At 68.3% G+C, this 23358-nt stretch carries 25 protein-coding genes; 14 read left to right on the top strand and 11 right to left on the bottom strand.

Translation table 11 applies throughout. The features are described 5' to 3' along the window. Window positions 1–3 precede the first annotated feature (3 nt). Complete coding sequence (locus ACSQ9A_RS06170; protein WP_093108981.1) at window positions 4–945, bottom strand: ABC transporter permease; 942 nt, start codon at window positions 943–945, stop codon at window positions 4–6. Window positions 946–1033: 88 nt separating this feature from the next. Then, entirely contained in the window at window positions 1034–2578 is a 1545-nt protein-coding gene (locus ACSQ9A_RS06165; protein WP_436303029.1) for an ABC transporter substrate-binding protein, read from the bottom strand. A 154-nt stretch (window positions 2579–2732) separates the two neighbouring features. On the opposite strand from ACSQ9A_RS06165, the gene ACSQ9A_RS06160 reads away from it, so the two are divergent. Next, the gene (locus ACSQ9A_RS06160) at window positions 2733–3119 is read left to right on the top strand and encodes a RidA family protein (protein ID WP_093108983.1); all 387 of its coding nucleotides are present in this window, start codon (window positions 2733–2735) and stop codon (window positions 3117–3119) included. A gap of 16 nt (window positions 3120–3135) precedes the next feature. Here ACSQ9A_RS06160 and ACSQ9A_RS06155 read toward each other — a convergent pair whose 3' ends face one another. From ACSQ9A_RS06155 to ACSQ9A_RS06145, 3 genes are all read right to left on the bottom strand, one after another. Further along, on the bottom strand, window positions 3136–3726 hold the full coding sequence (locus ACSQ9A_RS06155; RefSeq protein WP_436303028.1) for an ATP-dependent Clp protease proteolytic subunit: 591 nt from the start codon (window positions 3724–3726) through the stop codon (window positions 3136–3138). A gap of 70 nt (window positions 3727–3796) precedes the next feature. After that, window positions 3797–4558, bottom strand: a complete 762-nt coding sequence (gene lolD, locus ACSQ9A_RS06150) for a lipoprotein-releasing ABC transporter ATP-binding protein LolD (RefSeq protein ID WP_436303027.1) — start codon at window positions 4556–4558, stop codon at window positions 3797–3799. After that, window positions 4551–5807, bottom strand: coding sequence for a lipoprotein-releasing ABC transporter permease subunit (locus ACSQ9A_RS06145; RefSeq protein ID WP_093108986.1), 1257 nt, complete (start codon window positions 5805–5807; stop codon window positions 4551–4553). Before ACSQ9A_RS06145 ends, lolD begins: the two co-directional genes overlap by 8 nt. Before the next feature lie 122 nt (window positions 5808–5929). On the opposite strand from ACSQ9A_RS06145, the gene ACSQ9A_RS06140 reads away from it, so the two are divergent. From ACSQ9A_RS06140 to ACSQ9A_RS06125, 4 genes are read left to right on the top strand one after another with little or no spacing between them, the layout of a single operon-like run. Next, window positions 5930–6892, top strand: coding sequence for a hypothetical protein (locus ACSQ9A_RS06140; protein ID WP_436303026.1), 963 nt, complete (start codon window positions 5930–5932; stop codon window positions 6890–6892). After that, window positions 6892–8601 (top strand): single-stranded-DNA-specific exonuclease RecJ, encoded by a 1710-nt coding sequence (gene recJ, locus ACSQ9A_RS06135; RefSeq protein WP_436303025.1) that lies wholly within the window; start codon window positions 6892–6894, stop codon window positions 8599–8601. Before ACSQ9A_RS06140 ends, recJ begins: the two co-directional genes overlap by 1 nt. A gap of 2 nt (window positions 8602–8603) precedes the next feature. Next, window positions 8604–9485, top strand: coding sequence for an NUDIX hydrolase (locus ACSQ9A_RS06130; protein ID WP_436303024.1), 882 nt, complete (start codon window positions 8604–8606; stop codon window positions 9483–9485). 10 nt (window positions 9486–9495) lie between these two features. Continuing rightward, window positions 9496–10101 carry a hypothetical protein gene (locus tag ACSQ9A_RS06125; protein WP_436303023.1) on the top strand — a complete coding sequence of 202 codons (606 nt, stop codon included), beginning with the start codon at window positions 9496–9498 and terminating at the stop codon, window positions 10099–10101. Here the strand turns inward: ACSQ9A_RS06125 and ACSQ9A_RS06120 are convergent. From ACSQ9A_RS06120 to ACSQ9A_RS06105, 4 genes are all read right to left on the bottom strand, one after another. Beyond that, window positions 10077–11108, bottom strand: a complete 1032-nt coding sequence (locus ACSQ9A_RS06120; protein WP_436303022.1) for a GSU2403 family nucleotidyltransferase fold protein — start codon at window positions 11106–11108, stop codon at window positions 10077–10079. The two genes, ACSQ9A_RS06125 and ACSQ9A_RS06120, sit on opposite strands and share 25 nt — an antisense overlap. 134 nt (window positions 11109–11242) lie before the next feature. After that, window positions 11243–11911 carry a hypothetical protein gene (locus ACSQ9A_RS06115; protein ID WP_436303021.1) on the bottom strand — a complete coding sequence of 223 codons (669 nt, stop codon included), beginning with the start codon at window positions 11909–11911 and terminating at the stop codon, window positions 11243–11245. Between the two features lie 40 nt (window positions 11912–11951). Further along, window positions 11952–12965, bottom strand: coding sequence for a response regulator transcription factor (locus tag ACSQ9A_RS06110; protein ID WP_093108992.1), 1014 nt, complete (start codon window positions 12963–12965; stop codon window positions 11952–11954). Beyond that, complete coding sequence (locus ACSQ9A_RS06105) at window positions 12962–16495, bottom strand: hybrid sensor histidine kinase/response regulator (protein WP_436303020.1); 3534 nt, start codon at window positions 16493–16495, stop codon at window positions 12962–12964. The genes ACSQ9A_RS06110 and ACSQ9A_RS06105 overlap by 4 nt, the downstream gene beginning before the upstream one ends. A gap of 54 nt (window positions 16496–16549) precedes the next feature. Between ACSQ9A_RS06105 and ACSQ9A_RS06100 the strand changes: the two genes are divergently transcribed. The 4 genes from ACSQ9A_RS06100 (at window position 16550) to ureC (ending at window position 19583) form a co-directional block, all read left to right on the top strand. Further along, a complete protein-coding gene (locus tag ACSQ9A_RS06100) occupies window positions 16550–16852 on the top strand; it encodes an urease subunit gamma (RefSeq protein WP_093108993.1) in 303 nt (100 codons plus the stop codon). A gap of 19 nt (window positions 16853–16871) precedes the next feature. Further along, the gene (locus ACSQ9A_RS06095; protein ID WP_436303019.1) at window positions 16872–17468 is read left to right on the top strand and encodes a HupE/UreJ family protein; all 597 of its coding nucleotides are present in this window, start codon (window positions 16872–16874) and stop codon (window positions 17466–17468) included. A gap of 88 nt (window positions 17469–17556) precedes the next feature. After that, window positions 17557–17862 (top strand): urease subunit beta, encoded by a 306-nt coding sequence (locus ACSQ9A_RS06090; RefSeq protein ID WP_436303018.1) that lies wholly within the window; start codon window positions 17557–17559, stop codon window positions 17860–17862. Window positions 17863–17864: 2 nt separating this feature from the next. After that, complete coding sequence (gene ureC / locus ACSQ9A_RS06085) at window positions 17865–19583, top strand: urease subunit alpha (protein WP_436303017.1); 1719 nt, start codon at window positions 17865–17867, stop codon at window positions 19581–19583. 6 nt (window positions 19584–19589) lie between these two features. Here the strand turns inward: ureC and ACSQ9A_RS06080 are convergent, their stop codons facing one another. Continuing rightward, on the bottom strand, window positions 19590–19982 hold the full coding sequence (locus ACSQ9A_RS06080; RefSeq protein ID WP_436303016.1) for a type II toxin-antitoxin system death-on-curing family toxin: 393 nt from the start codon (window positions 19980–19982) through the stop codon (window positions 19590–19592). After that, a complete protein-coding gene (locus ACSQ9A_RS06075; protein WP_093108998.1) occupies window positions 19979–20203 on the bottom strand; it encodes an AbrB/MazE/SpoVT family DNA-binding domain-containing protein in 225 nt (74 codons plus the stop codon). The genes ACSQ9A_RS06080 and ACSQ9A_RS06075 overlap by 4 nt, the downstream gene beginning before the upstream one ends. 75 nt (window positions 20204–20278) lie before the next feature. Here ACSQ9A_RS06075 and ureE point away from each other — a divergent pair, with 75 nt between their 5' ends. From ureE to ACSQ9A_RS06050, 5 genes are all read left to right on the top strand, one after another. Then, complete coding sequence (gene ureE, locus ACSQ9A_RS06070) at window positions 20279–20857, top strand: urease accessory protein UreE (RefSeq protein ID WP_093108999.1); 579 nt, start codon at window positions 20279–20281, stop codon at window positions 20855–20857. After that, entirely contained in the window at window positions 20857–21546 is a 690-nt protein-coding gene (locus tag ACSQ9A_RS06065; protein WP_093109000.1) for an urease accessory protein UreF, read from the top strand. Before ureE ends, ACSQ9A_RS06065 begins: the two co-directional genes overlap by 1 nt. A 6-nt stretch (window positions 21547–21552) precedes the next feature. After that, window positions 21553–22203 carry an urease accessory protein UreG gene (gene ureG / locus ACSQ9A_RS06060; protein WP_093109001.1) on the top strand — a complete coding sequence of 217 codons (651 nt, stop codon included), beginning with the start codon at window positions 21553–21555 and terminating at the stop codon, window positions 22201–22203. A gap of 151 nt (window positions 22204–22354) precedes the next feature. Further along, the gene (locus tag ACSQ9A_RS06055; protein WP_436303015.1) at window positions 22355–22624 is read left to right on the top strand and encodes a hypothetical protein; all 270 of its coding nucleotides are present in this window, start codon (window positions 22355–22357) and stop codon (window positions 22622–22624) included. Between the two features lie 41 nt (window positions 22625–22665). Further along, complete coding sequence (locus ACSQ9A_RS06050) at window positions 22666–23358, top strand: aspartate/glutamate racemase family protein (RefSeq protein ID WP_436303014.1); 693 nt, start codon at window positions 22666–22668, stop codon at window positions 23356–23358.

Genomic DNA, 23358 nt, shown 5'->3' with positions numbered 1-23358 from the left:
GATTCAGATCTTCACGCGCGGGTCGACCACGGCGTACAACAAGTCGATCGAGAAGTTGATGAGCACGTAGATCGCAGCGATCACGAGCAAGGCTCCCTGGATCACCGGATAGTCGCGCCGCAGCACCGCGTTCACCACCAGGTTGCCGACGCCGGGCAGGCCGAACACCGTCTCGGTGACGACGGCGCCGCCGATCATCAGCGCGATGGTGAGCCCCAGCACGGTGACGATCGGCACCAGCGCGTTGCGCAGCGCATGCTTGAGCACCACCGTGCTTTCCGCCAGGCCCTTGGAACGCGCCGTGCGCACATAGTCCTCGCCCAGCACGTCGAGCATCGAGGCGCGCGTGAAGCGGATGATCAACGCCGAGTTCAAGAGCCCCAGCACCGCGGCCGGCAGGATCAGCGCATGCAGGCGCTCGGCCAGCGGCGCGTCGGGCGCGCCGTAGCCCGAAACCGGGAACCAGCCGAGCGAGACCGCGAAGAGCTGGATCAGCACGATGCCGAGCCAGAAGCTCGGGATGCTGGCGCCGAGCATCGCGATGCCGGTGAACACCTGGTCGACCACGCGCCCGCGGAACACCGCCGAGACGATGCCGCAGGGCAGCCCGATCAGCGCCGCGATCGCCACCGCCATCAGCGCCAGCAGCGTGGTCGGCTCCGCGCGCTCCATGAGCGCCTGCGTGACCGGCCGCTGCAGAAAGATCGACTGGCCCAGGTTGCCCTGCAGCACTTCGCGCAGCCAGTAGCCGAACTGCACCGGCAGCGGCTTGTCGAGGCCGTATTCCTTCTGCACGCGCGCGATGTCGGCGGCGGTGGCCTGGTCACCGAGCAGCACCGAGACCGGATCGCCCGAGGCGGCGCGCGTGAGGATGAAGACCAGCACCGCCACGATGGCGAGCACGACCAGCATGCCCGCGAGGCGGGACGAGAGATAGCGGACCATTCAGTTCTCCGACCGTTCGCCCTGAGCTTGTCGAAGGGCTTGCACGTGCGACGACGGCTTCGACAAGCTCAGCCCGAACGGGGTGGGGTTACTTGATGCGCGTATTCCAGAAATACGGCCAGGTGGCCGGCTGGTAGTTGTCCAGCGCCGGGCTCTTGGCCGACAGCCCGTTGAACTTGCCGACGTTCACGTAAGGCACCTCGTCGTAGACCACCTGCTGCACCTTGCCCCACAGCGCGCCGCGCTTGGCGGGATCGCTCTCGACATTGAAGGCGGACAGCGCGGCCTTCTTGGCTGGCGAATCCCACCAGCCCGGCGCGCCGTCGCCGAGCTGCGGCGGCGAGAGCATCGGCTCGGGGAACTGGCCCGAATGCGTGACGTAGACGTCCCACAGCTTCGGGTCGTTGCGGCGCTGCACCAGAGTGGCCCAGTCGACCACGTTGAGATCGACCTTGAAGCCGGCGCGCTTGAGCTGCTCGGCCATCAAGAGCGCCATGTTGTAGTGGAAGTCGTACTGGCGGCTGGTCAGCACGCGGATCGGCTCGCCCTTGTAGCCGGCCTTGGCAGCGGCCTCCTTCGCCTTGGGCGCATTGCGCTGGTTGTAGAGATCGATGCCGCCCGTGGCATAGAAGGGCGAGCCCTTGGGGAAGTGATTGCCTTCGGCGACGAAGAAGCGCGTGTCGCCGAAGCCGGCCGCGAGCATCTCGCCCTCGCCGAGCGCGACCTGGATCGCCTGGCGCAGCGGCTGGCTGGCGGCCACGCCTTCCTTGGTGTTGAAGACGAGGTAGGGGAAGCCGAAGGACGGCGTCATGATCGGCAGCGTCTTGCCGCTGGCCTTCTCGAGGCGCGCCAGGGCTTCCACCGGCAGCAGGTCGGCAAAGTCGTACTGGCCGGCCAGCGCGCCTTCGACGCGCGTGTTGGCATTGGGCACCGGCACGAAGCGAAGTTCCTCGATCGCCGCCTCGCGCTTGCCGCCGTAGCCACTCGCGGGCTCCTTGCGAGCGCTGTACTTGTCGAAGCGCGTGAGCAGCACGTACTGGTCGGGCCGGCGCTCCTTGAACTTGTAGGGACCGGTGCCGACAAAATCCTTCAGCGGCTGCGCGATCGAGTCCTTGGCCATGATCGCGGCCATGCCGCTGGGCAGCGCCAGCTGGGCGAGCAGCGGCGCGTAGGGCGCCTTGAGCACCAGCTCGACGCCCAGCGGGCCCTTGGCCTTGAGGCTCTCGAGCTCCTTGCCCACCGCCTTGCCGCGCGGTGACTGCTCGATCCAGCGCTGCAGGCTCGCGACCACATCGTCGGCGTTCAGTTCGCGGCCGTTGTGCAGCATTACGCCCTTGCGCAGGGTGATGGCGTAGGCCTTGCCGTCGGCCGAGATCTTCGGCATCGATTCGGCCAGCATCGGCACCACGTTCCACTTCGCATCGAAGGTGTAGAGCGGCTCGTAGACGTGCTGCATGATCGTGCCGACCAGGTCGGCGGTGGAGGCCATCGGGTCCAGCGTCTGCGGCTCGGCCACCATGGCAAGGGTCGCGAAATTGCGCGGTCCCTGGGCCTGGGCCGGCGCCACGGCGAACAGCAAACTGACGAGGAACGCGCCGAGCAGGCTGCGCTTCGAGAGGCCGGGGGTCTGCATGTGAAACTCCTTCGTGGGTCGGATGATGTGAAAAATATTTTCTCTTCGGCCGGACTTTGAAGCATCAAACATGCCAAATCACGGGTGTAAACCCTATGTTTCAGGATTTTTACTGAAATAGAATTTCAATCCACACTCAACCCAGGAGCTTTTCATGCCGCTCGAATACCTCGGTGCATCCCCCAAGGCCTCGGACAACCAGGTCCGCCCCTTCTCCCCGGCCGTGCGCGCGGGCGACTTCATCTATGTGTCGGGACAGGTGCCCGCCGATGCGAACGGCGAGATCGTGGTCGGCGGCATCGAGGCTCAGACCCGGCAGGTCATGGAGAACATCAAGTCGGTGCTCGCGCTGGCCGGCGCGACGCTCGACGACGTCTGCAAGACCACCGTGTGGCTGCAGGACGCGCGCGATTTCGGTGCCTTCAATCGCGTCTACATGGGCTATTTCGGTGCCGGCCGGCCCGCGCGCTCGACCACCGAGGCGCGCCTGATGGTCGACGCCAAGGTCGAGATCGACGTGGTGGCCTACAAGCCGAAGTAAGCCGGCAGCTGCGCGCCTAGGGGCGCAGCTCGCTCTTGCGCTGGATGATGCGCGACACCAGCCCGTAGTCGATCGCCTCCTCCGCCGACAGCCATCGGTCGCGCTCGATGTCGGCGAGCACGGCGTCCAGCGGCTTGCCGGTCTCGCGCGCAATCGCCTGGGCGACGCGCGTGCGAGCTCGCAGGATCTCGCGTGCGTGGATGGCAATGTCGCTGGCCGGCCCGCCCGCGCCGCCGCTCGGCTGGTGAATGAGGAAGCGCGTATTGGGCAGGCAGAAACGCCGCTCGCGCGGCACCGCCAGGTAGAGGTGCGTGGCGGCGCTGCCGACCCAGCCGGTGCCGATCATGTTCACCGGCGCGCTGATGAAGCGCACGAGGTCGTGGATGGTATCGCCCGACTCCAGGTGCCCACCCGGCGAGCTGACCAGGATGTCGATGGGTTCCTGGCTGTCGGCGTCGAGGGCGATGAGCCGGCGCGCCACGTCGGCGGCCGACTGGTCCGTGATGGCGCCGAAGATCAGTAGCGTGCGCGATTTGAAGGCCTTCTCTTCCAGGTACGAGCTGCGCTGCTCGAGCGTGGTGGAAGGCGGGAGGTCCGGGGTTTCCATGGGGCTCCTTGCGCTGTCGAACGAAGCCCCAGTGTGGTGACCGCGCCCGGCTTTGGCAAGCGGCCGCAGCTCAGCCTGCGAGACGGCCCGCGGTGAGTCGCAGCACCCGGTCGCAGCGCTTGGCCAGACTCTCGTCGTGCGTGACCACGACGAAGGCCGTGCGGCGCTCGTGCGCGAGCTGCAGCATCAGCGCGAACACGCTGTCGGCCGTGTTGCGGTCGAGGTTGCCGGTGGGCTCGTCGGCCAGCACGCAGTCGGGCTGGGTCACGAGCGCGCGCGCAATGGCAACACGCTGTCGCTCGCCGCCCGAAAGCTCGGCCGGCCGGTGGTGGGTGCGTTCGGCCAGTCCCACGGCGGCCAGCATCAGGTTCGCGGCCCGTGCCGCGGCCTGCGGCTCGGTACGGCGGATCTTCAGCGGCATCGCGACGTTGTCGAGCGCGCTGAACTCCGGCAGCAGGTGGTGGAACTGGTAGACGAAACCCAGGTGCGCATTGCGCAGCCGGCCCTGCTCGGCCGCATCGACATGCGCGATGTTCTTGCCGTGCAATTCCACGCTGCCGGCCGTGGGCGCATCGAGCCCGCCCATCAGGTGCAGCAGCGTGCTCTTGCCCGAACCCGAGGCGCCGACGATGGCGAGCGTCTCGCCAGCGCGCACGTCGAGGTCGACGCCGTGCAGCACGGTGAGATCGATGCGGCCTTCGTGGAAGCGCTTGGTGAGGCCTCTGATTTGCAGGACGACCCCATCGGCGCCGGGCCGCCCCAAGCCGATGGCAGCCCCCTCGGGGGGCAGCGAAGACACGTCAGTGCCGAGCGTGGGGGCCCGCTTATTCATAGCGCAAGGCCTCCGCAGGGTTGACGCGGCTGGCGCGCCAGCTCGGGTAGAGCGTGGCCACGAAGGACAGCGCAAGCGAGATCAGCGCGATCGGCATGATGTCGCCGCGCTGCGGATCGCTCGGCATCTTGCTGATGAGGTAGATGTCCTGCGGCAGGAAGCGCGCGTTGAAGAGCCGCTCCAGCGCCGGCACGATGACGTCGATGTTGTAGGCGATGCCCAGGCCCAGCAGCAGCCCGCCGAGCGTGCCGATCACGCCCACCATCGCGCCCTGCACGACGAAGATGCCCATGATGCTGCGCGGGCTCGAGCCCAGCGTGCGCAGGATCGCGATGTCGGCACGCTTGTCGGTCACCGTCATCACCAAGGTCGAGACCAGGTTGAAGGCCGCGACCGCGACGATCAGCGTGAGGATGATGAACATCATGCGTTTCTCGACCTGCACGGCCGCGAACCAGGTCTTGTTCTGGCGCGTCCAGTCGCGGATCAGGAATTCGCCGGGCAGCGTGACGGCCAGCTGATCGGCCACCTCGCGCGCCTGGTGCAGGTCCTTGAGCTTGAGGCGCAGGCCGCTCGGCCCTTCGAGCCGGAACACGCGGGCCGCGTCCTGCTCGTGGATCATCGCGAGCGCCGAGTCGTATTCGTAGTGGCCCGAATCGAAGGTGCCGACCACGGTGAACTGCTTCAGGCGCGGCACCACGCCGGCCGGCGTGACCTGGCCGCCGGGCGCGATCAGCGTGACCTGGTCGCCCACGCGCACGAAGAGCGAGCGCGCCAGCTCGACGCCGAGCACGATGCCGAATTCGCCCGGCACCAGCTTCGCCAGTGCACCGTGTTGCGCGGTGGTGGAGATGTCGGTCACCTGCGGCTCCAGCGAAGGCTCGATGCCGCGCACCAGCGTGCCTTTCATGTCCTCGCCGCGCGCGATCAGCGCCTGCGCGGCGATGAAAGGCGCGACGCCGACGACGTTGGGGTTCTTGCGTGCCGCCGCGGCGATCGCATCGATGTCGGCCAGTGCCTGGCCGTCGCGCGAAAAGATCTCGATGTGCGAGATCACGCCGAGCATGCGGTCGGTCACTTCCTTCTGGAAGCCGTTCATCACGGAGAGCACGATGATCAACGCCGCCACGCCCAGCGCGATGCCGAACATCGAGACGCCGGAGATGAAGGAGATGAAGCCGTTGCGCCGCGTCGCCCGGCCCGCGCGCGTGTAGCGCCAGCCGAGCTGCAGTTCGTAGGGGAGTCGCATCAGGTATCTCGCCGGGCCGCCCCAAGAGAGACCTGCGCCCCCTCGGGGGGCAGCGATGACACGGCGTGCAGAGCGTGGGGGTCGTTCATCGCTCGGATTGTGGCATCCCGGACAATAGGCCCATGCCTCCATCGCCTACTTCGCGCCATTTGCTGATTCCCTTTGCCGGCCGCAGCTCGCCGGCCTGCCGCGAAGCACTGACGGGCCTGCGTCTGCCGAAGCTGGAATCGCTGCTCTCGCGCTTGGCGCTGGTGCACGAAGACACGCAGGACGACAGCACGCTCTCGCCACCCCACGAACGTGCGCTGGCCGCGGCGCTCGGCATCGAAGCCGCCGATGGGCAGATCCCGTGGGCGGCGCTGGAAGCGAAACAGGCCGGGCTCTCGCCTACCAGTGACGGCGACAGCTGGGGCATCGCAACCCTGTGTCACTGGCAGGTGGGCATCGACGACGTGGTGCTGGGTGATCCAGCCGCGATCCGGATCGACGCGGCCGAATCCGACGCCCTGCTCGCGGCCGCGCGCCCCTTCTTCGAGGAAGACGGCATCGCGCTGCACGCCACGCCCACGCCGGGCCGCTGGCTTGCGCAAGGCCAGGTGTTCGACGGCCTGGCCACCGCCTCGATCGACCGCGCGATCGGCTACCCCATTTCGCAGTGGTCACCGCTCGCCGACGGTGCCCGGTCGCTGCGCCGGCTGCAGAACGAGATGCAGATGCTGCTCTACACCGAGCGCGTGAACGACGAGCGCACTGCGCGCGGCGTGCCGCCGATCAATTCCTTCTGGCTCAGCGGCACCGGCCGCCTCCCCCCTTCCTTCGGCGACGCGCGGCCCACTGTCGCCGACGCGCTGCGTGCTCCCGCGTTGCGCGACGATGCCGCCGCCTGGACCGCGGCCTGGGGCGAGGTGGACGCCGGCCCGGTGGCCGAGCTGCTGGCCGTGTACACCGAAGGCGCCGACGTGGCGATCACGCTGTGCGGCGACCGCGGCGCGCGGCGCTTCGGCGTGCAGCAGCGCGGCCTGGCGCGCTGGGCCAAGTCCTTGTTCCAGCGAGAGAGCGCACCGGCCGTGCTGGAAGCGCTGTGATGAAGATCGTCGCCCGAGACATCCCCCCGCGCAGCGCCTGGGCGCTCGAACAGGCCGGCGTGCATCCCTTGCTGGCACGGCTCTATGCCGCGCGCGGCGTGCAGGGCAAGGACGAGCTCGACGACGGCCTCGTGCGCCTGCTCGCACCCGCCACCCTGCGCGGCGCGCGCGAGGCCGCGGTGCTCCTGGCCGATGCGATCCGCGACGACAAGCGCCTGTGCATCGTGGCCGACTACGACTGCGACGGCGCCACGGCCTGCGCGGTGGCCGTGCGTGGCCTGCGCCTGCTCGGCGCGAAGCAGGTGAGCTACCTGGTGCCCGACCGCGTGATCGACGGCTACGGCCTCACGCCGCCGATCGCCGAGCGCGTGGCCGCGAGCGGCGCCGACGTGCTGATCACAGTCGACAACGGCATCGCGAGCGTCGAGGGCGTGGCCGCCGCCAAGGCGCGCGGGCTCGCGGTGCTGGTGACCGACCACCACCTGCCCGGCCCGGCGCTGCCCGCGGCCGACGTGCTGGTGAATCCCAACCAGCCCGGCTGCGAGTTCGAAAGCAAGAGCATCGCGGGCGTCGGCGTGATGTTCTATGTGCTGCTGGCCTTGCGCTCCGAGCTGCGTGCGCGCGGCGTGTTCGATGTCGCGACGCAACCCAAGCTCGATGCGCTTTTGCCGCTGGTTGCGCTCGGCACCGTGGCCGACGTGGTCAGGCTCGACGCCAACAACCGCCGCCTGGTCGCGCAAGGCCTGCGCCGCATCCGCGCTGGTTCCATGCCGGCAGGAATTGCCGCGCTCTTCAAGGCCGCCGGCCGCAATGCGCAGGCGGCCACCACCTTCGACTTCGGCTTCGCACTCGGGCCGCGCATCAACGCGGCCGGACGCCTGGCCGACATGACGCTGGGCATCGAGTGCCTGCTGACCGAGGACGCGGCGCGCGCCGACGAACTGGCGCGCATGCTCGACGGCATCAACCGCGAGCGACGCGACATCGAGGGCGGCATGCGCGAGCAGGCGCTGATGCTGGCCGAGACGCTGTTCGACGACAGCCAGGCCCCGCCCGCCGCCATCAGCGTGTTCGGCGCGGACTTTCATGAAGGCGTGGTCGGCATCGTCGCCTCGCGGCTCAAGGACCGCTTCCACCGGCCCGCCTTCGTCTTCGCGGCCAGCGCCGCCGACGGCAAGTCGCACGAGCTCAAGGGTTCGGGTCGTTCGATCCCGGGCTTCCATCTGCGCGATGCGCTGGACCTGGTGGCCAAGCGCCATCCGGGCGTGCTGCTACGCTTCGGCGGCCATGCGATGGCGGCGGGCTGCACCGTGGCCGAGGCACATTTCGAGACCTTCGAGCGCGCGCTGGCGCAGGTGGCGATGGAATGGCTCGATGCCGCAGCGCTGACGCGGCGGCTCGACACCGACGGGCCGCTAGCGCCCGAATACCTGCGCGTCGATCTGGTCGACACCTTGCACCGCGAAGTGTGGGGACAAGGCTTTGCGCCGCCGACCTTCAGCGAAGAGGTCGAGGTCATCTCGCAGCGGCTGGTGGGCGAGAAGCATCTGGCGCTGAAACTCAAGCACCAGGGCAAGCCGGTGGACGGCATCTGGTTCGGCCACACCGAACCGCTGCCGCCGCGCGTGGTGATTGCGTTCCGGCTCGATGCCGACGAGTGGCAGGGCGTGCGGCGGGTGCGCTTCCTGGTGGAAGGCGCCGAGGGCTGAAGATGCAAGCCGAGCGACCCGATGCGCCGCCGGCGCCCATCCGGCCCGCCGCCACCGCGCTCATCTGCCGCGACAGCGCGGCCGGGCCCGAAGTCCTCATGATCCAGCGCCATGCGCTGTCGGACGTGCATGGCGGTTCCTACGTCTTTCCCGGCGGCAAGGTGGATCCGGCGGATGCCCGGCTCGACATCGACGCGCACCTTGATCAGCCGCCAGAGCGCCTGCACGCGTTGCTGTGTGAGGAGGACATCGACACCGCGACCGCCACAGCGATCCATGTGGCGGCGGTGCGCGAAATCTTCGAGGAATGCGGCCTGCTGTTCGCGCGAGGACTCGACGCCGAAACCTTGCGGCAGGCGTCCGCGCTGGCGGCGGACGGCGTTTCGTTCAACGGCATGCTCGGCCGGCTCGGCCTGCGGCTGGACACGCGCACGCTGCGGCCGTGGTCGCGCTGGGTCACGCCACTGCTGTCGCTGTCGTCGCCCGGCAAGCGCTTCGACACACGCTTCTTCATCGCCAAGGCGCCGGCCGGGCAAGAGGCGCAACATGACGCGCACGAAGCGGTGCACAGCGCCTGGCTGCGGCCGCGCGCCGCACTCGAAAGCTACTGGCGCGGCGAGATCGTGCTGGCCGCGCCGCAGATCATGAGCCTCGCGCACCTGGGCCGCTTCAACAGCGTCGATGCGATGCTGGCCGACGCCGACAGCCGCCCGCCCTGCCTCGTGCGGCCGCACACCTTCGAGATCGAGGGCATGCGCGCCACCGCCTACCCCGGCGACGAACGCCATCCGGAGCGCATTCGCGTCATGCCCGGGCCGCTGCGCCTGGTGATGCGCGGCAAGCGGCTCGAGCCGCCCGACGGCTTCGAGGGACTCTGGCGTTGAGAATCGGGCGATGGAAATTCTCACCCTGACGGCCCTGATCCTCTTCGGTGCCTACCTGATCAAGTCCCGCGAACAGAAACGGCGCGTCGCCCTCCTGGCCAGCCATCTCGGCAACTACCAGATCGAACATCTGATGGAGCAGCTCACCGATGGCTACCTGCGCTGCCTCGGCGAGGACGACCCGGCGCGCCGCGATCAGATCTGGAGCCTGCTGGCCACCAGCGAGCAGACGCTTGCCGGCCAGTTCACGCGCTTCGCCGCAGAGTTCTCGAAGGTCGGCGCGGCCGACGCGCGCGTGAGCAAGTTCCCGATCGCCCTGCCCTTCGCGCAGACGCTGTTTCCCGGCAGCAGCTTCGACATGCGCGAGGCGCTGGCGATCCACGCGCGGGGCATCGCCGATGCGGTAGCGAACAGCGCTCAGCGCACGCCCAAGAGCAAGGCCTTCACCCTGTCGGCCGAGCTCTTCCTCATGCAGCACACCTGCCACTGGTTCTGCAGGTCGAAGGCGGTCGCCTCGGCACGACTGCTGGCGCGCCACAAGACCTCCTACGCGCAGGTGCTCGATGCGGTGGCGCCGGCGACGCGGCGCGCCTACGGTGCCTTGGTAGGCGGTTGACGCCGCGGCGCTCGCGGCCGACTGGCGCCGGCAAGCTCTAGCACCATGGTCAGCTGCCCCGCGATCGACGGGTGGTGCTGCGCCAGCAGACGCGTGCCTTCGGCAATGCGGCTGCGCCATCCTTTGCCGCGGCCCATGATGTCCTCGGCTGCCTCGTCGAGCGCATACGGGGAGCGCTCGAGTGCATGCGAAACAATGGCGGCGACCTGCCCCGCATCCTTCTGGATCTTGGTGCGGAACGCCTCTTCGCGCTCGGCCATGACGACCAGCTTGTGCAGCGCGTAGCGCACCGGCGACGGTATGTTCACCATCAGCGCGTGTTCCCCCGAGATCACGGCTGTCTGGGCGATCTTCTCCAGGGAGAATTCCATGAACTTCAGAGGCTGGAGATTCACCTTGAGCGGCTCGTGCCGGTAAACCGCATCGCTCCTACCGGCGGTCGTCAGCAGATCGATCCGCATTTCGCCACCCTTGGAATTCAGGTAGGTGGCGCCAGCCCCGCTCGCGATCGACTTCACCGGAAGCAAGCCCATCTGAAGCGAAGTGATCGCGTCGTGCACGTCGGACTCGGTGTTCGTCGGCAAGGCAAGCGACACATTCTTGCCCGCGTGCGCGAAGTCGATGTCGTTCGTCTTCCAGCCCCCCGTCCACCGCACGCCGAGCATGTTCCCCATCGCGATGAACGCATGTGTGCCGATCAGCACGCCGCCGGCATTGAAAAAGCCATGCTCCGAGAGCCTGTTGATCACCTTGAAGTGCTGGGGCGTCACGTTCAGGCAGCCAAGCGAAGTGCATGCGCTGGCGAGCCTGGCCAGGCCATCGTGGCCATGCGACTTGCCTTCGGAGCGCAGCCCGATGAGCTCACGCAGGCGCTCATCGTCGGGCCCGAGATAGACCTGGTGGTTCCTGCCGGCCAAATCGCGGAACTGCCAATACCAATAGATGACGCCCTTGACCTCCTTCTTGTTGAAGGAACCGCTCAGATCTGCGATCGAGCGATCGAGCATGCGCGCCTGCGCCTGCTCGACCAGTTCGGCGAAGTTGGTCTGCGCCGAGAGCGACAGATCCTCGAAGAGCGAGGGTTCGGAGACAGTGGCCACGGTTATACTGCGGAGTCCTTCCTGCGCAGTATAGCCACGCTTCAGCGTCCGAACTCGTGATTCAGGCCGATCGCCACGCCGCGCACGCCCCCGGGCCCGGTGCGCGCCGCGCTCACGTCGATGCTGATCAGGGGCGTCAGGCTGAAGCGCGCGCCGACGCGCGAAGTCCAGAGCCCGAATGCACGGTTGCGCTCGGCGATCAGGGACACGGTGTCGTTCAGCGCCCATTCGCCGGCCAGTCCGCCGCGGCCGCTGCGCGCGCCGGTGCCGGGGGCCCAGTCGGCACCCAGGTTGGCGTGGGCCTGCAGGCTGTCGGTCGCGCGCCAGGTCACGGGAACGACGAACTGGCCGCCGGTGCGGCCGCCGTGGCGCGGCAGCTCGAAGGTTGCGCCCATCGAGACGGCCGCGCTCCACGGCGCATCGGGCGCCTGCCCGAGAAAGGTCCACTTGAGCTGCGGGCCCACCGTGTGCAGGCGATCCCCGGCCACCGCGATGCGATCGATGTTGAGACCCAGCTCGACCGGGCCGACGCGGCAGGCCGGCCCGAGGTGCCAGAGCGTGGTCTGCTGGCTGCGGGTGCGCGTACCCCACAACTCGTACTGGCACTGGCCCCGATCGAGCGTGCCCGCATCGTCGACGTCGAAATGGCCGCCGGCCTGCGCGGAGGCTGCAGCGAACCACAGCGGGGCCATCAGATAGCGTCGAATCATGGCCGCGCATTCTAGGAGCGGCCGGCGTCAATTCATCGGCTCATATTTCGAACTGCGGCTGCAGCTCGCGAATGCGTTTCATTGCCACGCCGGCGGCCGCGGTACGGGTCTCGACGCCAAGCTTCACGTACACGCGCTCCAGATGCTTCTTGGCGGTGGCCGGGCTGCTGCCCAGGATCTCGCCGATGTCCTTGTTGGTCTTGCCCTTGACCACCCAGTACAGAACCTCGGCCTCGCGTGCGGTGAGCTTCAGGCTCAGGCTCATGGCCTCGATCACCGCGGTGCCGGAGACCTCGCGCATGATGATCAGCCAGTCGTCGCCCTCCTCGTCGTGCCCGGTCTGCTGATGCAGCCGCAGGCTGAGGCTGGCGGCGCCCTGCGCGATCGAGAGCACGGGCGGCTCGACCTGGCGCTGCTGCGCGTCGGGCAGGTGCTGGCGCAGCCATTCGAGCACCACCGGCGGCGTGGCCGGCGCGGCCGTGGCGCAGTAGCGCTGCAGCAGGTCGCGCGCCAGCGCGGTCTGCCAGATCAGCCTGCCCTCGGGCATGCGCACGGTGAAGCTCGCGTAGCCGAAGGCATCGAGCGCATTGCGTGCCTGCCCGGCCTGCTGCACCGCCTGCCGCGCGGCGCGCGCGCCCTGCAGGTGCACATTCATGCGCGCCAGCACTTCCTTGGGCTTGATCGGCTTGGTGACGTAGTCGACGCCGCCGGCCTCCAGCGCCGCGACCAGGTGCTCGGTCTCGGTGAGACCGGTCATGAAGACGATCGGGATGTGGGCCGTCGCGGCATCGGCCTTGAGGCGGCGCGCGACTTCGAAGCCGTCGATGCCCGGCATCATCGCGTCGAGCAGCACGATGTCGGGGCGCGCCTGGGCCGCGCGCTGCAGGGCCTGCTCGCCGCTGGTCGCGACCAGCACCGCATAGCCCGATTCGTCGAGTGCATCGTGCAGGACCGCGAGGTTGTCGGGCACGTCGTCGACGATCAGCACCAGGTCGCCAGTGCCGGCGTGCTCGCGCAAGCTGTGCACCAGGGGTGGTGGGGGCTCGCTGCTCATGAGGTGCCCGCCGCCGAATTCAAGGCACGGCTCATGGCCTCGAACTGGAACTGCCGCGCCAGCGTACGCTGCGCCGCCGTCCAGCCCGCGCATTCGGGCTGGGCCGCATCGATGGCGTCGAGCTGGTTCATGATGCCGCGGAAGTAGCCGAGGCCGACGGCCTCTTCGAGCGCTCGCAGGCTGGCCGCATCGGGCAGCACGGCCGCCGGCAGCGAGGGCGCCGGCGGCGGTGCCACGGCGCTGTCGGTCCAGCGCAGCGCGAGCCGGCGCTCGAGCCAGTCGAGCAGCTCGCTGTGGCGCACCGGCTTGACGAAGAAATCCTCTGGCGCGATGCCGACGTCGTTGTCCAGCCGCTTGTCGAAGGCATTGGCCGAGACGATTGCGACGGACGCCTGCGCGAGCCCGAGCGCGCGCGAGCGGCGGATGGTTTCCCAGCCGTCGATGCCGGGCATCGCGAGATCGACGAACATCGCGTCGGGATGCCAGCCGGCGGCGATCAGGTCCAGCGCATCATGGCCGCTGGCCGCCGTGCGCAGCTCGAAGCCCAGCGGCGCGAGCAGGTGCACGAGCAGTTCGCGGTCGGCCTCTTCGTTGTCGACCACCAGCAGGCGACGGCGCGGGCCTTCGTAGCCGCGCCGCAGCCGTGGCGCGGCCGCGATCTTGCGCCGCCCGCCGGCGACGGGCGCCTCGTGCACGCGCGGCAGGAACAGCCGCACCCGAAACACCGAGCCGGCGCCGGGCGCGCTCTGCACGCTCATCTCGCCGCCCATCAGGTCGATCAGCATCTTCGCGATCGTGAGGCCCAGGCCCGCGCCGGGCGCGGACGGGCCGGCGCTCGTGCCGCGCGCGAAGGGCTCGAAGATGCGGCTCAGTTCCTCGGCCGACATGCCGGGCCCGGTGTCCTCGACCTCGATGGCCGCGAACTCTCGCGCATAGCGCAGGCGCAGCGTGACCTGCCCGCTGGCGGTGAACTTGATCGCATTGCCCAGCAGGTTGATGAGGATCTGCCGCACGCGCCGCTCGTCAGCGCGCACCAGCTCGGGCAGTTCGCCGGCGGGTTCGAAGCGGAAGGCCAGGCCCTTCTCGGCCGCCTGCAGCTCGAACATGTCGGCCAGCTCGCTCATGAGCTCGGCGAACTCCATCGGCCTGGCATGCAGCGTGAGCTTGCCGGCCTCGATGTGCGCGATGTCGAGCGTGCCTTCGATCAGCGACAGCAGGTGCTCGCCGCCGCGCTTGATGACCGCCACCGCCTGCTGCCGGTGCGGCGGCACGGCCGCGTCTTCCCCCATCAGCTGCGCATAGCCCAGGATGCTGTTGAGCGGCGTGCGCAGCTCGTGGCTGATGGCGCTGATGTAGCGGCTCTTGGCCTGGTTCGCCTGGTCCGCCTGCTCGCGCGCCTGCTCGGCCGTCTGCTTGGCGGCCTGCAAGGCGCGGTCGGTCTCGCGGTGAAGCTCGATCTCGCGCACCAGCAGGTGGGTCTGGCGGTTCGATTCTTCCTGCGCCACCTTGCGGCTCTGGTGCGCGAGCACCAGCCACCAGGCGACGATGCCGGCGATCAGCAGCAGCGCCATGTAGGCCTTGAGAAAGCCCGAGCGCAGGTGCGCGGGGTTCGCCGCTTCGGCCAGCACCCCTTCGCCCAGGCCGCGCAGTTCCTGCTGGTAGAGCACGCCGAAGACCGCAGCGAGGAGCGGCACCACGATCAGCATCAGCAGCAGGAAGTGGCCGAGCCCGGTATCGAGGTAGGGCCAGACGCGACGCGGCAGCAGCCAGCGCAGCGCGCCCGACCATTGCGCCGAGAGGCTCGCCTGCGGCTTGCAGAGATCACCGCAGCGCGCGTCGAGCGTGCAGCACAGCGAGCAGATCGCGCCCTGGTAGGCGGGGCAGTGCGCCATGTCGGGGCCTTCGTACTCGCGCTCGCAGATCACGCAGCGCTGCGTGCTGAGGCGCCGGTAGCTGCCGGCCTCCGATTCGACGCGCGCCCAGCGCACCGCCGCGCGGCCGGTGTCCGGTGCGAAAGGCGCCGAGCCGCAGTCGTCGGACACCCGCGCGATGTAGTACTTGCCGCGCGTGGCCCAGGCGATCAGCGGCGCCGCGACGAAGGCGGTGCCCAGCGCGATCAGCGCCGAGAAGGCCTGCGCCATCGGCCCGAACACACCCAGGTGCGCCGTGATCGACAGGGCCGAGGCCAGCGCCATCGCGCCGACGCCGACCGGGTTGATGTCCCACAGGTGCGCGCGCTTGAACTCGATGCCCGGCGGCGAGAGGCCCAGCGGCTTGTTGACGACGAGATCCGCCACCACCGCCATCATCCAGGCGATCGCGATGTTGGCGTAGAGGCCGAGCACGTCGCCCAGCGCCTCGAACACGTTCATCTCCATCAGCATGAAGGCGATCAGCGCATTGAACACCACCCACACCACGCGGCCCGGATGACTGTGCGTGACGCGCGAGAAGAAATTGCTCCAGGCGAGCGAGCCCGCATAGGCGTTGGTGACGTTGATCTTGAGCTGCGAGATCACGACGAACAGCGCCGTCGCGGCCACCGCCCAGCCGTATTGGGGGAACACGTACTCGTAGGCGGCCAGGTACATCTGATTGGGGTCGACCGCACGCTCGGGCGGCACCATGTGGCCGATGGCGAGGTAGGCGAGCAGCGCGCCGCCCAGCATCTTGAGCACGCCCAGCACCACCCAGCCCGGCCCGCCGACGAGCACGCCGGCCCACCAGCGCCCGCGGTTGGCAGCGGTGCGGACCGGCATGAAACGCAGGTAGTCGGCCTGCTCACCCATCTGCGTGATCAGCGCGATGCCGACGGTGAGGGCGGCACCGAACAGGTGCAGATCGAATCCGATGGCGCCGGGCTTGACGCCGTTGTAGTGCACGATGCCGTCGAACGCACCAGGATCGCGCATCAGCACATAGCCGAAGGGCACCACCAGCATCACGAGCCAGATCGGCTGGGTCCACACCTGCAGCCGGCTGATGGCCGAGATGCCGTGCGTGACCAGCGGAATCACCACCAGCGCGCAGACCAGGTAGCCCCACACCACGGGGATGCCCAGCGCCAGCTCGAGCGCATAGGCCATCACCGCCGCCTCGAGCGCGAAGAAGATGAAGGTGAAGGAGGCGTAGATCAGCGAGGTCAGCGTGGAGCCGATGTAGCCGAAGCCGGCGCCGCGCGTGAGCAGGTCCATGTCGACGCCGTAGCGTGCCGCATAGACGCTGATCGGCAGGCCGGCCAGGAAGATGATGAGCCCGGTGACCAGGATCGCCCAGGCCGCATTGATGAAGCCGTACTGCACCAGCAGCGTGGCGCCGACCGCTTCGAGGATCAGGAAGGAGGCCGCGCCGCCGAAGGCCGTGCTCGCCACGCGCCATTCCGACATGCGCCGAAAGCGCTGGGGGGTGTAGCGCAGGGCATAGTCCTCGAGCGTTTCGCGCGCCACCCAGCTGTTGTAGTCGCGCCGGACCTTGACGATGCGCTGCGGGGCTTCGTCGCTCGGGAGCGGGGGAACGGCGGTAGAGTCCACCGGTTCAAAGTGCAGCTTTCGTGCCACGGCACGAGTGTTGCAACATTGCCGCTCATGGAACTCACACCGCGAGAAAAAGACAAATTGTTGATCTTCACGGCCGCCCTGCTGGCCGAACGGCGCCGCGCACGCGGGCTGAAGCTCAACTACCCCGAAGCCGTGGCGCTGATCTCGGCTGCCGTGATGGAAGGTGCGCGCGACGGCAAGAGCGTGGCCGCCCTGATGAGCGAGGGCCGCAGCGTCCTGTCGCGCGCCGACGTGATGGACGGGGTGGCCGAGATGATTCCGGACATCCAGGTCGAGGCCACCTTTCCGGACGGCACCAAGCTCGTGACCGTGCACCAACCCATCGTTTGAAAAACCACCCGCCACCACCATGCGCCTTCTTCGCCAAGCCCCTCTGCTCTTGATTGCGGCGCTGCCGTTGGCCGCGGCCGCCCACACCGGCGCCGATGCCGGCCTGCACCACGGATTCATGTCCGGCTTCCTGCACCCGCTGACGGGGTTTGACCACCTGGCTGCGATGGTGGCGGTCGGCCTGTGGAGCGCGCTCACCGCGCGCCGTGCCTGGCCCGACCTGCTGTGGGCGCCGCTGGGCTTCGCGCTGATGCTGCTGGCCGGCGCGTTGCTCGGGTTGGCGGGCGTGCAACTCCCGGTCGTCGAGCCCATGATCGCTGCGTCGCTGCTGGTGCTGGGCCTGCTGGTCGTCACGCAGCGCCGCCTGCCGGCGCTGGCCGCCGCCGCGCTGGTCGGCCTGTTCGCCGTGTTCCATGGCGTCGCGCATGGTCAAGCGCTGGCAGGCGAATCCGGTGCCGCGCTCACCCTGGCCGGCATGCTCGCTGCGACGGTGCTGCTGCATGCGGCCGGCATCGCGATCGGCTGGTCGCTGCGCCACGCGAACCGTTGGGTGCCGCGCGTTGCGGGCGCAGCGGTGGCGATCTTCGGCGTTGCACTGCTCGGCGGCGTTGCATGACCGCCCCCCGGCTTGCCACTTCGTGTGCTTCGCCACCCCCCGAGGGGGAGGCGCCTCCGCCTTGGGGCGGCCCGGCGGCGGAGGCATCATGATTCCCGGCGAACTCATCACCGAAGAGGGCGATCACGTCCTCAATCCCGGCCGCCGCGCGATCACGCTGGTGGTGCAGAACACCGCCGACCGTCCGATCCAGGTCGGCTCGCACTACCACTTCGCCGAGACCAACGGCGCGCTGGGCTTCGACCGCGAGGCTGCGCGCGGCATGCGCCTGAACATCGCCTCGGGCACCGCGGTGCGCTTCGAGCCGGGGCAGCAGCGCACGGTCGAACTGGTGGATTTCGCCGGCGACCGCATCGTCTACGGTTTCCGCGGACTGGTTCAAGGAAAGCTCTAAACATGGCAACGATCGGCCGGCGTGCCTACGCCGAAATCTTCGGCCCCACCGTGGGCGACCGCGTGCGCCTGGCGGACACCGATCTCGTGATCGAGGTGGAAGAGGACTACACCCTGCGCGCCGGCGGCTACGGCGAGGAGGTCAAGTTCGGCGGCGGCAAGACCATCCGCGACGGCATGGCGCAGTCGCAGCGCACAAGGGCCGAGGGCACGGTCGACACGGTGATGACCAACGCGCTGATCCTCGACCACTGGGGCATCGTCAAGGCCGACATCGGCCTTCGGGGCGGTCGCATCGTCGCGATCGGCAAGGCCGGCAACCCGGACGTGCAGCCTGGCGTGGACATCGTCATCGGCCCGGGCACCGAGGTCATCAGCTGCGAGGGCAACATCGTCACCGCCGGCGGCATCGACAGCCACATCCACTTCATCTGCCCGCAGCAGATCGAAGAGGCCCTCGCGTCCGGCGTCACCACCATGCTCGGCGGCGGCACCGGCCCCGCAACCGGCACCTTCGCGACCACTGCGACGCCGGGGCCCTGGCACATCGAGCGCATGCTGCAGGCGGCCGACGCCTTTCCGATGAACCTCGGCTTCCTCGGCAAGGGCAACGCGAGCCTGCCGGCTGCGCTGCACGAGCAGATCGATGCCGGCGTCATGGGCCTCAAGCTGCATGAAGACTGGGGCACCACGCCGGCGGCGATCAGCAACTGCCTCGACGTGGCCGACGCCACCGACACGCAGGTCGCGATCCACAGCGACACGCTGAACGAATCCGGCTTCGTCGAGAACACCATCGCGGCCGTGAAGGGCCGCGCGATCTGCGCCTTCCACACCGAAGGCGCGGGCGGCGGCCATGCGCCCGACATCCTGCGCGTGGTGGGCGAGCCGAACTTCCTGCCCTCCTCCACCAACCCCACCATGCCCTACACCGTGAACACGCTCGACGAACACGTCGACATGTTGATGGTGTGCCATCACCTCGATGCCGGCATCCCCGAAGACCTGGCCTTCGCCGAAAGCCGCATCCGCAAGGAAACGATCGCGGCCGAAGACATCCTGCACGACCTTGGCGCGATCAGCATGTTCAGCTCCGACAGCCAGGCCATGGGCCGGGTCGGCGAGGTCGTCATCCGCTGCTGGCAGACCGCCCACAAGATGAAGGGCCAGCGCGGCAAGCTGCCGGAAGACGGCGCGCGCAACGACAACTTCCGCGCCAAGCGCTACGTCGCCAAGTACACGATCAACCCCGCCATCGCGCACGGCATCTCGCACGAGGTGGGCAGCATCGAGGTCGGCAAGTGGGCCGACCTGGTGGTGTGGAAGCCGGCCTTCTTCGGCGTCAAGCCCTTCGCGATCCTGAAGGGCGGCACGATCGCGATGGCCGCGATGGGCGATCCCAACGCATCCATTCCGACACCGCAGCCGGTGCACTACCGCCCGATGTTCGGCGCCTTCGGCGGCTCGCTGGCGAAGAGCTCGCTGACCTTCGTCTCGCAGGCCGGCCTGGCCGCCGGCATCGGCGAGCGCTACGGGCTTGCCAAGACCCTGAGTGCGGTGAAGAACATCCGCGGCATCCGCAAGCAGCACATGGTGCACAACGCCTACACGCCGAAGATGGAGATCGATGCGCAGACCTATGCGGTGCGCGCCGACGGGCAGCTGCTCGTCTGCGATCCGGCGGTTTCGCTGCCGATGGCGCAGCGGTACTTTTTGTTCTGAAGCAGCTCAGCCGGTTCGCGCCTGCAAGTGCTCTCGAATCCAGGCGGCGAAGCCTTGCTCGTCGATCGCGCTGGCGGCGACGTCGAACATCACCAAGGTCGCTTCAGCTTGAGCAGCAACCAATCGCTGACGATTCAGTGCAAGAAACAAACCCACAGCAAGGAACGCAGCGCGCTTGTTGCCATCGACAAATGGATGATTCTTGGCAAGCCCGGCGCCGTAGGCTGCAGCCAGATCGGCGAGATCAGGCTTGCCGCAGGCAACCAGATTGCGGGGCCGCGCCAATGCAGACTGGAACAACCCTTCGTCACGCAAGCCCGGGGCACCGCCATGCTCCGCCAGGCTCTCGTCGTGCAACAGCATCAGAGACCGCTGGTCGATCCAGCGCCACTCCCTCATTTGGCGAGCTGATGGAACGTGTCCCGAAACTCACGCATGAACTCGCGCCCCAGTTTCAGTTGCTCCTCCACGTCGGGGTCGTACGGTGTCAGCGTCACACCGTTTGCAGCCTCGGTCATGAACAGCGTGTCCCCCTTCTCGACCTTCAAGCGGGCCAGCACTTCCTTGGGCAGGATCACGCCCACGGAGTTACCAATTTGCGTTAGTTTGAGCGCCGACATCGCGATTCCCTGAAGTTATAACTGTTGTTATATTATCGAGGATCAACCGCGGCATCAAGCCCTTCTACATTGCCCATGCTCACAGCCAACAAACTCATGCCCCAAGGCGGCGGCCTCGCGCCGGTGCTGCTCAAGCGCGCCGCCACCGTCGAACTCGACTGGGACGTGCGCCAGAAGAGCCGCTTCGATGCCACCGATTCGCAAGGCCGGCAGATCGGCGTGTTCCTGCCGCGCGGCACCGCGGTGCGCGGCGGCGACGTGCTGGTGGCCGAAGACGGCTCGCTGATCAAGGTGATCGCAGCCAAACAGCCGGTGCTGGTGATCACGCATTGCAGCGAGCACGGCACGCCCTTCGACCTGACGCGCGCGGCCTACCACCTGGGCAACCGGCACGTGCCGATCGAGCTCAAGCCCGACCACCTGAAGATCGAACCCGACCACGTGCTGGCCGGCATGCTGCGCTCGATGCACCTGATCGTGCGCGAAGCCGAGGAGGCTTTCGAACCCGAAGGCGGTGCGTATGGCGCGCATGGCGGCGGCCATGGGCATTCGCATGGCGCCGCGCCGGTGGGGCCGGTGCTGCATCCGGACGCCTACGCGGCGCCGCATGCGCACGATCACGGCCACGATCATTCCCACGGCCACTCGCACTGATGGACGACGCGCCGGGCGCCCTGTCCGCTGCCAGCTTGCTGCAGCTGATCTGGCTGGCCTCGCCGGCGCTGCCCGTCGGCGGCTTCTCCTATTCGGAGGGGCTGGAAGCAGGCATCGAATGGGCCGGCCTCGCCACCGAAGCGGCGGCCTCCGACTGGCTGGCCGACCAGCTCCATCTGAGCCTGGCGCGCGCCGACCTCGCGGTCGTGGCGCAGGCGGTTCCCGCCTGGCGCAGCGGCGACACGGCACGCATCCGCGCGCTCAACGACTGGGTGTTCCAGACCCGCGAATCCGCCGAGTTCCTGCTGCAGACCGAGCAGATGGGCCGTTCCTTCGTCGAATGGCTCAAGCTGCACCATGCCGACGCCGCGAGCGTCTTCGACAGCCTGCCCGCAAGCTATCCCGTAGCCTTCGCTTTCGCCGCCAGCCGCACCGGGGCACCGGTGCGCGACGCCTGCCTGGCCTTCGCCTTCGGCTGGGCCGAGAACATGGTGGCGGCGGCGGTCAAGGCCGTGCCGCTGGGGCAAAGCGCCGGCCAGCGCATGCTGGGCCGGCTGGCCGCGGAAATTCCCACAGCAGTCGAGAGTGCGCTCACACTGGCGGATGATGAACGCCAGGCCTTTTCCCCCATGCTCGCCGTGCTGTCGGCGCGCCACGAAACCCAGTATTCGCGCCTCTTTAGAAGCTGAACCATCATGTCCTCCGCCCTGCACCACATCCCCCACCGCACCAAGAGACTGCCGCCGCTGCGCGTGGGCATCGGCGGGCCGGTCGGCTCCGGCAAGACCACGCTGCTCGAGATGCTCTGCAAGGCGATGCGCGACAAGTACGACCTGATCGCCATCACCAACGACATCTACACCAAGGAAGACCAGCGCCTGCTGACGGTGGCTGGCGCATTGCCGGCCGAGCGCATCATGGGCGTGGAGACCGGCGGCTGCCCGCACACCGCGATCCGCGAGGACGCCTCGATCAATCTCGAAGCCATCGATCGCATGCTGGGCGAGTTCCCCGACGCCGACGTGGTCTTCGTCGAGAGCGGCGGCGACAACCTGGCCGCCACCTTCAGCCCCGAACTCAGCGACCTCACGATCTACGTGATCGACGTCGCGGCCGGCGAGAAGATCCCGCGCAAGGGTGGCCCCGGCATCACCAAGAGCGACCTGTTCGTGATCAACAAGACCGACCTCGCGCCCTACGTGGGCGCCGACCTCGGGGTGATGGAGGCCGACACCCGACGCATGCGCAAGCAGCGGCCCTTCGTGATGACCAACCTCAAGACCCACACCGGTCTGGCCGAGGTCGTGGCCTTCATCGAAGAGCGCGGCATGCTCGTCGGCGACTGAGCGGGCGCACGCATAGACGAGAGCGCTTCAGCCCCCATTTGTCGCGGCGATTCGAGAAATGCATCACATCTTCGAGACGTCATAGAGCTTCGGGCTTATTTCTTGCTGCGCCCGGAAATCCGATACTTCCGTAACGAATACGAAAGTTCCTATGGCCTCCGAAGCAACCTTCCATTCCGCGACCAGCAGCGTCCAGTTCGCGATCTACCCCGACGGGTACGACGGCGCACGCATCATTGCCCGGATCGACGAAGAGGCGCTGCACGCCCGCTTCCATGCACCTGAGGGCGACACCGAACTGGTGCGCGCCTATGCGGAGAACGCCGACTCCATCGACGCGCTGGCGACCGCCCGCTACCGCGAGAACCCGATGGCCGCCATCTGCCTGCACAGCACGGACTTCCAGGCCAGCGGTTTCTAGCGGGAAGGCGGCCTGCGCCTTCGCCGGTGGAGAATCCGGCCATGCCCCAGCACATCGGAATCGTCGGCTGCTCCGCCGAAGGCGCGGCCCTTTGCTACAAGACCATTTGCGCCGACGGCGCGCAGCTTCTGGGCCCGCATGCCCATCCCGAGGTCTCGATGCACACGCCCTCGCTCGCCGGGTACGTCGAGTGCCTGGACCGCGGCGACCTGCAGGGCGTGGGCGAACTGATGCTCGCCTCGGCCCACAAGCTCGCGAAGACCGGCGCCGACTTCCTGGTCTGCCCTGACAACACCATCCACCAGGCGCTGCCGCTCATCGAAGCGCGCTCGCCGCTGCCCTGGCTGCACATCGCCGAAGTGGTTGCGGCCGAGGCCGTCGAACGCGGCTATCGCCGGCTCGGCCTGACCGGCACGCGCTGGCTGGTCGACAGCGAGGTCTATCCCGAAAAGCTGGCGGCGCGCCGGCTGGCCTGCATGCGGCCGAGCGATGCCGAACGCGACGACATCCAGCGCATCATCATGGACGAGCTGGTCTACGGCGTGTTCAAGCCCGAGGCGGTGGCCCGCTTCCAGCAGCTCATCGGGCGCATGAAGGACGAGGGCTGCGATGCCGTCATCCTCGGCTGCACCGAGATTCCGTTGATCGTCAACGATACCAATTCACCGCTGCCGCTGCTCGACTCCACGCGCCTTCTGGCGCGGGCAGCGCTGCGCCGGGCGGTGCAGGCCTAG

It is taken from the genome of Variovorax sp. LjRoot290, from assembly GCF_964253985.1.
GTDB lineage: Bacteria > Pseudomonadota > Gammaproteobacteria > Burkholderiales > Burkholderiaceae_C > Variovorax.
This window is presented reverse-complemented; position numbering and strand designations above follow the sequence as displayed.

Bases quoted from the DNA above. Each gene is read 5' to 3' on its own strand.
- ACSQ9A_RS06170 (WP_093108981.1), bottom strand. From the start codon at position 945: ATGGTCCGCTATCTCTCGTCCCGCCTCGCGGGCATGCTGGTCGTGCTC.
- ACSQ9A_RS06165 (WP_436303029.1), bottom strand. From the start codon at position 2,578: ATGCAGACCCCCGGCCTCTCGAAGCGCAGCCTGCTCGGCGCGTTCCTC.
- ACSQ9A_RS06160 (WP_093108983.1), top strand. From the start codon at position 2,733: ATGCCGCTCGAATACCTCGGTGCATCCCCCAAGGCCTCGGACAACCAG.
- ACSQ9A_RS06155 (WP_436303028.1), bottom strand. From the start codon at position 3,726: ATGGAAACCCCGGACCTCCCGCCTTCCACCACGCTCGAGCAGCGCAGC.
- lolD (WP_436303027.1), bottom strand. From the start codon at position 4,558: ATGAATAAGCGGGCCCCCACGCTCGGCACTGACGTGTCTTCGCTGCCC.
- ACSQ9A_RS06145 (WP_093108986.1), bottom strand. From the start codon at position 5,807: ATGCGACTCCCCTACGAACTGCAGCTCGGCTGGCGCTACACGCGCGCG.
- ACSQ9A_RS06140 (WP_436303026.1), top strand. From the start codon at position 5,930: ATGCCTCCATCGCCTACTTCGCGCCATTTGCTGATTCCCTTTGCCGGC.
- recJ (WP_436303025.1), top strand. From the start codon at position 6,892: ATGAAGATCGTCGCCCGAGACATCCCCCCGCGCAGCGCCTGGGCGCTC.
- ACSQ9A_RS06130 (WP_436303024.1), top strand. From the start codon at position 8,604: ATGCAAGCCGAGCGACCCGATGCGCCGCCGGCGCCCATCCGGCCCGCC.
- ACSQ9A_RS06125 (WP_436303023.1), top strand. From the start codon at position 9,496: ATGGAAATTCTCACCCTGACGGCCCTGATCCTCTTCGGTGCCTACCTG.
- ACSQ9A_RS06120 (WP_436303022.1), bottom strand. From the start codon at position 11,108: ATGCTCGATCGCTCGATCGCAGATCTGAGCGGTTCCTTCAACAAGAAG.
- ACSQ9A_RS06115 (WP_436303021.1), bottom strand. From the start codon at position 11,911: ATGATTCGACGCTATCTGATGGCCCCGCTGTGGTTCGCTGCAGCCTCC.
- ACSQ9A_RS06110 (WP_093108992.1), bottom strand. From the start codon at position 12,965: ATGAGCAGCGAGCCCCCACCACCCCTGGTGCACAGCTTGCGCGAGCAC.
- ACSQ9A_RS06100 (WP_093108993.1), top strand. From the start codon at position 16,550: ATGGAACTCACACCGCGAGAAAAAGACAAATTGTTGATCTTCACGGCC.
- ACSQ9A_RS06095 (WP_436303019.1), top strand. From the start codon at position 16,872: ATGCGCCTTCTTCGCCAAGCCCCTCTGCTCTTGATTGCGGCGCTGCCG.
- ACSQ9A_RS06090 (WP_436303018.1), top strand. From the start codon at position 17,557: ATGATTCCCGGCGAACTCATCACCGAAGAGGGCGATCACGTCCTCAAT.
- ureC (WP_436303017.1), top strand. From the start codon at position 17,865: ATGGCAACGATCGGCCGGCGTGCCTACGCCGAAATCTTCGGCCCCACC.
- ACSQ9A_RS06080 (WP_436303016.1), bottom strand. From the start codon at position 19,982: ATGAGGGAGTGGCGCTGGATCGACCAGCGGTCTCTGATGCTGTTGCAC.
- ACSQ9A_RS06075 (WP_093108998.1), bottom strand. From the start codon at position 20,203: ATGTCGGCGCTCAAACTAACGCAAATTGGTAACTCCGTGGGCGTGATC.
- ureE (WP_093108999.1), top strand. From the start codon at position 20,279: ATGCTCACAGCCAACAAACTCATGCCCCAAGGCGGCGGCCTCGCGCCG.
- ACSQ9A_RS06065 (WP_093109000.1), top strand. From the start codon at position 20,857: ATGGACGACGCGCCGGGCGCCCTGTCCGCTGCCAGCTTGCTGCAGCTG.
- ureG (WP_093109001.1), top strand. From the start codon at position 21,553: ATGTCCTCCGCCCTGCACCACATCCCCCACCGCACCAAGAGACTGCCG.
- ACSQ9A_RS06055 (WP_436303015.1), top strand. From the start codon at position 22,355: ATGGCCTCCGAAGCAACCTTCCATTCCGCGACCAGCAGCGTCCAGTTC.
- ACSQ9A_RS06050 (WP_436303014.1), top strand. From the start codon at position 22,666: ATGCCCCAGCACATCGGAATCGTCGGCTGCTCCGCCGAAGGCGCGGCC.